The 874-nt window shown below is 69.8% G+C and carries 1 protein-coding gene; it reads left to right on the top strand.

Annotation, left to right across the window (positions count from 1 at the left end; translation table 11 throughout):
• Positions 1-874: HAD-IC family P-type ATPase (locus ON34_RS00005; RefSeq protein ID WP_040772563.1), on the top strand; the 874-nt coding region annotated here is incomplete at both ends.

Genomic DNA, 874 nt, shown 5'->3' on the forward strand with positions numbered 1-874 from the left:
CGGTTGAGCGTGAATCCGAACATCCCCTGGCCGAAGCGATCGTGCGCCACGCCGCATCCCACGGCGCCAACGGTGCGCATGCCGAGCGGTTCGAGAACGTCCCCGGCCACGGCGCCATCGCCACGGTCGACGGACATCGGGTGGTGGTCGGCAATCGGCGATTGCTCGAACGGGAGGACATCGCATTGGGCGGGTTGGCGGTCGAGCGTGACCGGCTCGCCGCGACCGGACACACCGCGGTACTGGCCGCGATCGACGGCACCACCGCCGCGGTGATCGGTATCGCCGACGCACCGCGCGACACCTCCGCAGCCGCAGTGGCTGCGCTGCGTGAACTCGGCGTGGAGGTGGTCATGCTCACCGGCGACAACCAGGCCACCGCCGAACGCATCGCCGCCGCGATGGGCATCGACACCGTCATCGCCGAAGTCCTGCCCGGCGACAAGGCCGCCAAGATCGCTGAACTGCAGCGCGACGGCCGCAAAGTCGCCATGGTCGGCGACGGCGTCAACGACGCCCCCGCCCTCGCCCAGGCCGATCTCGGCATCGCGATCGGCGCGGGCACCGACGTCGCCATCGAAACCGCCGATGTCGTGCTCATGCGCTCGGATCCACTCGACGTGCCCACCGCACTACAGATCGGGCGCGGCACTCTGCGCAAGATGCGCCAAAACCTCGGCTGGGCGGTCGGGTACAACACCATCGCCCTGCCCATCGCCGCGGGCGTCTTCGAACCCGCCCTAGGCCTCACCCTCCGCCCGGAAATCGCCGCCTTGTCCATGTCCGGCTCCAGCCTCATCGTCGCCGTCAACGCGATGGCGCTCAAACGCCTTCGGTTGCCCACGGCACCGCCGACCCCGCCCGCATCGACTAG

The sequence above is a fragment of the Nocardia pneumoniae NBRC 100136 genome (genome assembly GCF_000308755.1).
Classification (GTDB): domain Bacteria; phylum Actinomycetota; class Actinomycetes; order Mycobacteriales; family Mycobacteriaceae; genus Nocardia; species Nocardia pneumoniae.